A 1129-nucleotide genomic window follows, 5' to 3' on the forward strand; every position below is an offset into this window, starting at 1 on the left:
TCCGAATACGGGACGTCGGCGAGTGTCTGGACGCGGGCGACGATTCCGCGGTGCCACGGGTGCTCGACGAGAAAGGCGGCGACCGGCGTTTCGTCATGCGTCGACGCGAGATCGCGGTCCAGAGAGGCGACGGACCGGGCGATGTCGATCGGATGCTCGACGTTCTCGCCGGGATCGATACCTCTGCGTCCGCGACGCGGCTCTTCGTTGTTCTCCGAGGAGAACCAGAAGTGGGTCAGCTCGTCGGGATCGTCGAAGTCGAAACGCCGCACCCACGCGTAGCGTTCTCGCACGACGGAACGCAACTGGGCGCAGGTCTGGGCGGGATCGACGTCCTGCCGTTGATCGCAGCACAGCAACTCCTCGACCTCGGCGTCGAGTTGAGGATGTACCTCGACGATCACGCTGTCCATCACACTGCGGGCCTCGGCGCCGAATGTCGCCGCCTGCGCGTGGAGTTCCCGCCACGCATGGGTCGTTGCTTCGCCGCCGATCGTCCCGCTGGCGATGTACTCGGCCAGCATGGCCCGGAGTGGTTCGAGCTGGGACGAGAGTTCGCCGCACGGGACGAAGGGCGCAGTCGCCAGGTCTGCGCGTTCGCGGAAGTAGTGGGTGGCTCGCTCGAGCAGGTCACCGGCAGTGTGGATGCGCCGATCGGCGGGTGTGGTCGCCTGTGCCAGGGCGTGCGCGAGTGGGAGTTCGCGCGTGGCGCACCAGGCGTCGAGCACGTGCGGGTGGTTGATCACGTAGGGCACCATGCCGAGACCCGTGGCGTTGCCCAGCCCGAGGTAGCGTCGCCAGTCTCCGGACAGCCGCACCGACAGAGGGTTGCGGGCGCGGGCACAGTGCTCGACGAGGTCGTAACTGAGCTCGCGCAACAGCCAGGCGGTCAGCATGTGTGCCCGGTAGGGGAGACGCAGGGGATGGCCGGCATCGAGCCGATCGAAATCTGCGAGCCCGAACTTTCCGTTGCTGTAGAACGCGGTACTCCGCAGAATGTAGGCGGCATCGCCCATCGTCGTGATGTCCGGTTGAGTGCCCTCGGAGAGGCGGTCGACGACGTAGTCGAAGAATCGGGCACTGCGGTTTGCCCGCGTCCAGATGAGAGTGCCGTCGTCTGCCCGGCCTT

1 protein-coding gene is annotated in these 1129 nt (G+C 66.6%); it reads right to left on the reverse strand.

Translation table 11 applies throughout. The features are described from left to right. On the reverse strand, window positions 1-1129 hold a 1129-nt coding region (locus ACFWJO_RS40435; protein ID WP_386873365.1), incomplete at both ends, for a hypothetical protein.

This window comes from Streptomyces sp. NPDC127092 (assembly GCF_042722475.1).
In the GTDB taxonomy this organism is placed as follows: domain Bacteria; phylum Actinomycetota; class Actinomycetes; order Streptomycetales; family Streptomycetaceae; genus Streptomyces.